This window comes from Pseudonocardia acidicola (genome assembly GCF_012911935.1).
GTDB classification, from domain to species: domain Bacteria; phylum Actinomycetota; class Actinomycetes; order Mycobacteriales; family Pseudonocardiaceae; genus Pseudonocardia; species Pseudonocardia acidicola.
The window spans coordinates 48,391-55,995 of record NZ_JAAXLA010000044.1 but is presented as its reverse complement, the minus strand read 5'-3'; the positions used below and the strand labels follow the sequence as shown (position 1 = coordinate 55,995).

The 7,605-nt window shown below is 75.4% G+C and carries 7 protein-coding genes and 1 pseudogene; 4 read left to right on the top strand and 4 right to left on the bottom strand.

Going from position 1 to position 7,605, the window contains the following annotated elements; genetic code table 11:
- The coding region (locus tag HF526_RS21785; protein WP_211177606.1) for a hypothetical protein at positions 1 to 741 on the bottom strand (741 nt) is incomplete at its 3' end.
- Between the two features lie 478 nt (positions 742 to 1,219).
- On the opposite strand from HF526_RS21785, the pseudogene HF526_RS37500 reads away from it, so the two are divergent.
- The 4 genes and pseudogenes from HF526_RS37500 to HF526_RS21765 all read left to right on the top strand — a co-directional run.
- Positions 1,220 to 1,312: pseudogene (locus HF526_RS37500) on the top strand (DNA-binding response regulator); the annotation flags it as partial.
- Positions 1,313 to 1,397: 85 nt separating this feature from the next.
- Entirely contained in the window at positions 1,398 to 2,468 is a 1,071-nt protein-coding gene (locus HF526_RS21775; RefSeq protein WP_338051652.1) for an XdhC family protein, read from the top strand.
- Between the two features lie 77 nt (positions 2,469 to 2,545).
- A complete protein-coding gene (locus HF526_RS21770) occupies positions 2,546 to 3,211 on the top strand; it encodes a YdcF family protein (RefSeq protein WP_239028988.1) in 666 nt (221 codons plus the stop codon).
- A gap of 19 nt (positions 3,212 to 3,230) precedes the next feature.
- Positions 3,231 to 4,538: a deoxyguanosinetriphosphate triphosphohydrolase gene (locus tag HF526_RS21765; RefSeq protein WP_169383398.1), complete on the top strand. Its 1,308-nt coding sequence runs from the start codon at positions 3,231 to 3,233 to the stop codon at positions 4,536 to 4,538.
- A gap of 43 nt (positions 4,539 to 4,581) precedes the next feature.
- Here the strand turns inward: HF526_RS21765 and HF526_RS21760 are convergent, their stop codons facing one another.
- Genes HF526_RS21760 through HF526_RS21750 form a run of 3 tightly spaced genes read right to left on the bottom strand, consistent with a single transcriptional unit; the run spans position 4,582 to position 7,591 of the window.
- Positions 4,582 to 5,379, bottom strand: coding sequence for an enoyl-CoA hydratase/isomerase family protein (locus HF526_RS21760; RefSeq protein ID WP_338051651.1), 798 nt, complete (start codon positions 5,377 to 5,379; stop codon positions 4,582 to 4,584).
- Positions 5,364 to 6,464, bottom strand: a complete 1,101-nt coding sequence (locus HF526_RS21755; protein WP_169383397.1) for an acyl-CoA dehydrogenase family protein — start codon at positions 6,462 to 6,464, stop codon at positions 5,364 to 5,366. Before HF526_RS21755 ends, HF526_RS21760 begins: the two co-directional genes overlap by 16 nt.
- The gene (locus tag HF526_RS21750) at positions 6,461 to 7,591 is read right to left on the bottom strand and encodes an acyl-CoA dehydrogenase family protein (RefSeq protein ID WP_169383396.1); all 1,131 of its coding nucleotides are present in this window, start codon (positions 7,589 to 7,591) and stop codon (positions 6,461 to 6,463) included. Before HF526_RS21750 ends, HF526_RS21755 begins: the two co-directional genes overlap by 4 nt.
- Positions 7,592 to 7,605 lie beyond the last annotated feature (14 nt).

Sequence of the window (7,605 nt, the reverse complement as noted above, 5' to 3'; positions counted from 1 at the left end):
GGTGTCAGCGGGGGTGGCGGCGCGGAAGGTTGCGGCGACGGCGTACCAGTCGGTGGCGGCGCCGAGGGTGGCGGTGCCGTGCTGGGCGCCGGCGGTGCTGCTGAGGACGTCCTCGGCGAACGCGGAGCCGGTGCCGGTGTGGGCCCGGGCGGTGTAGCCCGAGCCGGGGCTGGTGCCGCTGGGGTTGCCGCCCGTCACGAGCGCGGAGAACACGAGTTCGCCGGCGGGGACGGCGGGCGCGGGGCCGGTGTCGACGGCGGTGCCGACGCCGCGGTTGGACCCGACCTGGTCCAGCGGGCCGCTGACGGCGACGCCGGAGTACTCCGCGAGCGCACCCTGGAAGTACGCGGCCGCCCCGGCCGAGACCGTCACGTGCAGCCCGCCCGCGGCGGCCTTCGAGTTGGGCAGGTAGTACAGCGCGATGTCGCCGGTGTCGTTCTGGAACGCGGTCGCCCCCGATGCCCGCGTCCAGGGCCCGTTGACGTCGTCGGAGACCTGGACCTGCCCGGCGGCGTTGTACTGGGCGAACCACCCCACCAGGAGATCCCCCGCTCCGACGGCCCCGGCCAGCGGCGCGGTCGTCGACGCCACCCGGGCCGCCGTCGTGAAGGCGGTGCCCTGAACGTAGGCGGCCGCGCCTGCCGCGGCGGCCACCCCGGCCAGCGGTGGTGCCACCAGCAGGCCGAGTCCGGCCAGGACCGCGGTGAGGTGCGCCACGAACGATCGATGATGTCGCCGCATCGATGCTCCTCGGGGTGGCGGGCCGGGCGCGGCCGCCGGCGAAGGGGCCGGAGCGGGCTCCGGCCATCGCCTGGTGGCTTCGCATGGAGGCCGTGGGTGCGAGGAAATCGCTGCACGCGCCGGCCCCGCCCGAGCACGTCCAGGTCGATCTCGGATGAACACTCGGTAGATCCCAGACGAGTGTTACCTGCATCAGGGGGGCATTCCGGACGACGAGTACGGCACTTTCAGTGCAATGCCCCATATCGCCGCCCGGAACTTTTCGAGTTCATTGCCGAATCCTTACTTGCACATGGTGGCCGGGTTCGGCGGTGGGGGCGGTGGGGCGCTCTGCACCGTCGGCTTCCTGGTCGTCGCGGTGATCGCGCTGCTGCCCCGGCGCACCGGGGCGCTGGGTGCCCTGCTGGCCATGACCTTCGCGATGATCGGGCTGTTCGGGCTGTTCGGGCTGTTCGGGCTGATCCGGGCCAACGCGCAACTGCGCGCCGGGGCGGTCGGGTTCGTGGTCAAGGACTCCCCGCCGGAGCAACTCGTGGACGCCGTGCGGGGCGCCCACCGGGCCGAGGCGGTGCGGATCGCCGACGAGCGCGGCTGGTCGTAGGCCCGCCCGGCGACCGTCCCGCCCGGGTGGTCCCCGGCTCGCTACCCTGACCGGTGTGACCGCCGCGACCGTGCCGCCGTCCGTGCCGTCCCCGGATCCCCGCCGCGAGCTCGGTGCTGCTCTGCAGCGCTGGGCCGGCCACGGCGCCGCTGGCCCAGCCGGCGGTGCCGGTGCCCCGATCGGCGTCGTCCGGGTGCTCGACCGGCACGGCTTCGGCACCGTCGAGTCCGGGCAGCTCATCGCCGGCACCTCGTCCGGATCCACCGCGGGCCTGCTCTACCTCGGCGCGCTCGACGCCACCGCCGTGCCGCTGGCTGCGGCCGCCGCCGAGGGCCCACAGACCCGCAACGTCCACGTCACCGAGGCGCCGGCCGTCGCGGCCGGGCTCGCTTGCGCGGGCGGCGCGACCCTGCTCGGGCACCCGCTGCCGGCCGCCGAGGCCGCCGTGCTGGGGGCCGCCCTCGAGCGCGGGCTCCCGGCCGCGCTGGTGTCCCCCGCGGACGGCACGGCCGTGCTGGTGCTGGCCGGTCCCGAGCTGGAGCAGGTGCACGGCTCGCTCGGCGACGCGGGCGTCGACCAGGCCGCCGTCGAGGCGGCCCGCCGCCTGCTGCGCCGCGGCGCCACCGTCACCGAGCGGATCAGCGCCGCCGGCACCGACCTGCTGCTCGACCTGTGGGTTCCGGTGCCGTCGGTGCTGGTCGTCGGCTCCGGGGCGATCGGCGACGCGCTGCTCGCGCAGGCGGCGCTGCTCGGCTGGGGCGGCCGCCGGGTCACCGATCTCGACGACGCGCGCGCCGCCGTCGCAGACTTCTCCGACGCCGACGTGGTGGTACTGCTCGACCACGCCCCGTCCTTCGACGTGATGCTGATCGACGGCGTGCGCCGCAGCCGCGGGTTCATCGGCGCGCTGGGCTCGAGGCGCACCCAGGCCGCCCGCCGCGAGCGGCTGCTGGCCGCCGGGCTGAGCGAGGACGAGATCGCCTCGATCTACGGCCCCGTCGGGCTCGACCTCGGCGCCCGCACGCCGGCCGAGACCGCCGTGTCGATCGTCGCCCAGGTCATCGCCGCCCGTTCCGGGCGCAGCGCGTCCGCACTCGCCGGCACCGACGGCCGGATCGGGGGGTGAGCGCGCCCGCGGCCGGATCGCGGCGCTCGCCCTCCTCCGGCCCGGACCCGATCACCGCCGAGGAGCCGACGGTCCCGCTGCAGACCACGGAGGACCGCGAGCCCCGGCCCCCGCGGCGGGCGTGGTTCCGCTGGCCGCGGCGGCTGCTGGTCGGCGCGGTGCTCATCGTGGCGCTGCTCGTGGGCGGCACCGCGTTCCGGGTGTGGCAGATCGCGCGGGTCGACGGCGACCGGCACGTCGACGCGGTCGTCGTGCTCGGGGCGGCGCAGTACGACGGCAACCCCAGCCCCGTCTTCGCGGCCCGGCTGCGGCACGCCCTGACGCTCTACCAGCAGGGCCTGGCGCCGCGGATCATCACCGTGGGTGGCCGTCGCACCGGTGACGTCTACACCGAGGCCCAGGCGGGTGAGCGCTACCTCGTCGACCGCGGGGTGCCGCCCAGCGCGGTGGTTCCGGTGAGTGAGGGCTCCGACACCCTGGCCAGCATGCAGGCCGTCGCCGCGGTCGCCGCGCGGGACCGCTGGAGCACCACGCTGATCGTCAGCGACCCGTGGCACTCGCTGCGGGCCCGGACGATGGCGCAGGACAGCGGGCTCGAGGCGTGGACGTCGCCGACCCGCAGCGGCCCGGTCGTGCAGACCCGGGAGACCCAGGCGCGCTATATCGTCCGCGAGACCGCAGCCCTGCTGTACTACCGGTTGACCCACGCATCCGTGGACACCGAGACCACCGGGCTGGGATAGCCCGGAGAACGGCCACGCGATGACCATCTCCACGCCAGGTGCGGCCGGAACGGGAACCACCTCCGGTTACACCGAGCACGACCGGGAGCGGCTGCACCCGGAACCGACCAAGCGCGCCGAGCAGGGGCGCAGCGAGCGCGTCGGGCGACGCAGCCCGTTCGCCCGCGACCGGGCCCGGGTGCTGCACTCCGCGGCGCTGCGCCGGCTCGCCGGGAAGACACAGGTGGTCGGGCCGGGCGAGGGCGCCGAGGTCACCGGCATCCCGCGCACCCGGTTGACGCACTCACTCGAGGTCGCCCAGATCGGCCGCGGCATCGCCGACGAGCTGGGCTGCGATCCCGACGTCGTCGACACCGCGGGGCTCGCCCACGACATCGGGCACCCGCCGTTCGGGCACAACGGGGAACGGGCGCTCGACGAGGTCGGCGCGGCCTGTGGCGGGTTCGAGGGCAACGCGCAGACCCTGCGGATCCTCACCCGGCTCGAACCGAAGGTCGGGCACGGCGAGGACGCCGGCGGCCTGAACCTGACCCGGGCCACCCTGGACGCCTCGTGCAAGTATCCCTGGGGCCGCCGCGGGGACACCCGCAAGTTCGGTGTCTACGAGGCCGACCGCGCGGTGTTCGACTGGGTGCGCGACAGCGCCCCGGAGGGCCGGTGCAGCCTCGAGGCGCAGATCATGGACTGGTCCGACGACGTCGCCTACTCGGTGCACGACGTCGAGGACGGGATCCTGGCCGGCCGCATCGACCTGGCCGCGCTGGGCTCGCCGGGGGAGCGGGCGGCGCTGGCCGTGCTGGCCGTCACGCATTTCGGCGCCGACGCCGGCGCGCTCGAGGACGCGGCCGTCGAGTTGCTGGCGCTGCCGGCGGTCGACGCGGTGCGCGGGTTCCACGCCCCGTCCGCGCCGGGCAGCGCGCACGTCGCGCTCAAGCGGCTGACCAGCGAGCTCGTCGGGCGGTTCGTGCGGGCGGCGAGCGACGCGACGCTGGACACCTACGGGGGGCTCCCGCTGCGCCGCTACACCGCCGACCTCGTCGTGCCGCCGCGGGCGGCGGCGGAGGTCGCACTGCTCAAGGCGGTCGCGCTGCGCTACGTGATGAGTGACCCCGATCGGCTCGCGATGCAGGCCCGCCAGCGCGAACTGCTCGCCGAGCTTGCGGCGGCCCTGCTGGCCGGCGCCCCGAACACCCTGGACCCGGTCCGCGCCGAGGACTGGGCTGCGGCCCCGGACGACGCCGCCCGGCTGCGGGTGGTGATCGACCAGATCGCGATGCTCACCGACCAGCAGGCCGTGGCCTGGCACCGGCGCCTACGGCGCCCGTGAGCGGATAACGCTGTTCCCGCGACTATTTCCGCGCACGAGCGCGTCAGCGCCCGAGCCAGACCGGGGGGCGCTTCTCCACGAACGCGGCGACGCCCTCGACCCGGTCCGCGCTGTGGTAAGGGTCCGGCCCGACGCCGAGCCGCAACGCCGCCGCCAGCGGCAGCTCGCCGCCCTTGCCGATCGCGGCCTTGTAGCGACGCACGGTCAGCGGGGCGTTGCCGGCGATCTGCCGGGCCAGCGCGGCGGCCGTGGCGGCGAGCTCGGCGCCGGGGACGACCCGGTTGACCAGCCCCCAGCGCGCCGCCTCCGCCGCGCTGATCGCCTCCCCGGTGTAGAGCAGCTCGTAGGCGATACCGCGCGGCACGATCCGGGACAGCAGGTGCACCCCGAAGTTGGCGCCCATGCCGCGCTTGGCCTCCGGCAGCCCGATCTGCGCGTGCTCGGCCGCCAACCGGATGTCGCAGGCCAGCGCCAGCTCGCAGCCCCCGCCCAGGGCCCAGCCGTTGAGCGCCGCGATCGTCGGCTTGCCGCACTCCAGCACGGTCTCGAACACGTTGCGCGAGAACCCGGCCATCGGCCGCAGCCCGGGCGCCGGCCCGGTGTCGTTCTCCCGGACCTCCTTGAGGTCGACGCCGGAGCAGAACGCCTTCTCCCCGGCACCGGTGAGCACGACCGCCCACACGTCGTCGTCGGCGTCGAGACCGTCGAACGCGCGGACCAGGTCGGCCTGCAGGCCGGTGGACAGGGCGTTGAGCCGCTCGGGGCGGTCCAGGGTCACGGTGGCGACCCGGTCGGCGACGGCGACGCGCAGGCCGTTCTCGGTCCTCACCGCGACGCGCACGCGCGAACCCCATGGGCGATCGTCGGCCACAACGCGGCGGCCCCGGCCTCGGCCAGCGCGCCGCCGAGCCGGGTGCTCCACCACCGCTCGCCGCCGTACTCCTCACGCCACGACCACAGCCGCCGGGTGAGCTGGCCCAGCTCGTACTCCCGGGTCATGCCCATCGCCCCGGTGGCCTGATGCGCCGCGGCCGCGATCACCCCGGCCGCCTCGGACGCGACGGTCTTCGTGGCGGCCACGTCGAAGAACGACGGCCCGCCCCCGGCGCGTGAGTTCGCCGCCGCCACGCGTGCCGCCATCCGCACCGCCTCGGTCTGCTCGGCCAGCCGGACGAGGTGCGCACCGACGGCCTGGAAGCGCGCCACGGGACGGCCGAACTGCACCCGTTCGCCGGTGTAGGTCACGGTGATGTCGAGGATCCGCCCGGCCGCGCCGGCGATCAGGGCAGCCCGGGACAGCGCCCCGCGCCGCACGAGCGCGTCGCGGTCGACCCCGGTGGGCGCGGCGGCCACGTCGGCGTCGGCGATCGGGACGCCGTCGAGGTGCACGGTGTCGCGCGGTTCGCCGGCCAGGTTGGTGCCCGGCTCGATGCGGGCGAGTGCCGGGTCGATCGACACGACCACCGTGATCCCCTCCGCCCGGCCGAGCAGCGCGAGCCGCGACGCCTCCCGGGCCCATGGGACCCGGGCCACCGACCCGGAGGCGATCCAGTCGCTCCTGTTGTGGCCACTCCTGTTGCGGCGCAACGTGATCGGCTTCCCGGGCGCCGTGCTCGCCGGACCGGTGGGCACCTCCAGTCCCGCCCGGGACAGCAGCCAGCCGGCGAGGAGCCCGGTCTCGGCCAGCGGAACCGGCGCGGCGTAGCGCCCGGCCTGCTCGAGGGCCGCGCACGCCTCGGCGACCGAACCACCGGCCCCGCCTGCGTCCTCGTCGACCGAGATCCACGGGAACCCGCCTGCGGCCAGCGCATCCCACAGCTCCGGGGCCCACCCGCTCTGCTCGGCGGCGGCCACGGTCTCCTGCGTGCAGCGGTCGCGCAGCAGCTCGCCGACGGCCTCGGCCACCAGGTCCGCGTCCGTCGTCATCGGGCCAGCCCCTTGGCGGCGATGCTGCGCAGCACCTCGGTGGTGCCGCCGCGCAGCGTGAACGCCGGCCCGGTCTGCACCGCCTCGGCGAGCAACCGTTCGAACACGCCCGGCCCGCCCGGGTCGATCTCCTGACCGGCGACGTGCCGCAGCACCTCCACCACCTCCTGCTCGTAGACCGTGCCGATGTCCTTGACCAGCGCCGCCTCCATCGCCGGCGCCCCGCCGCGCTCCAGCGACCGGGCGACGGCGAGGGAGAGCTGCCGGATCGCCCAGAGCTTCGCCGACGCCCGGCCGACGGCGGCCCGCTGCGCGTCGTCCAGGGACCCGCCGAACTCGCGGACGAAGTGCGTGAGCAGCCCGAACACCGACAGGTACCGGTCCGGGCCGGACCGCTCGTAGGCCAGCTCGGAGGTCACCTGGTGCCAGCCGGCGCCGACGTCGCCGAGCACCCGGTCGTCGGGCACGAAGACGTTCTCGAAGACGACCTCGTTGAAGTGGTGGCTGCCGTCGAGGTAGTGGATCGGCGACACCTTCAGCCCGTCGGCGTGCAGGTCGACGATCAGCCGGGACAGCCCGTGATGGCGGTCCTCGGCGGGGGAGGTGCGGCACAGCACGACGAAGAAGTGGTTGAGGTGCGCGCCGCTGGTCCAGATCTTGGTGCCGTTGAGCACCCAGCCGCCGTCGACCTTCGTGGCGGCGGTGCGCACCGAGGCCAGGTCGGAGCCGGCGTCGGGTTCGCTCATGCCCAGGGAGAACCAGCACTCACCGGCCGCGATCCGGGGCAGGAACCAGCGGCGCTGCTCCTCGGTGCCGAAGGCGAGCAGCGTGGGTGCGGTCTGCCGCTCGGCCACCCAGTGCGCCAGGATCGGCGCGCCCGCGGCCAGCAACTCCTCGACGACGACGAACCGCTCGACCGGGGTGCGGCCCCCGCCGCCGTACTCGGTCGGGATCGACATGCCGACCCAGCCGCGGGCGGCCAGCTTGCGGGAGAACTCCGGGTCGTGCCGGCCGCCCAGGCCCAACCCGGGCCGGAAGTCCGGGGGCAGCTCGGCGGCCAGGAACTCCCTGACCTCGAGCCGCAGCCGCTCCTCCTCCGGGGTGAGCACGGTCGGGGCGAAGATCATCGGCTGCTCCCTGT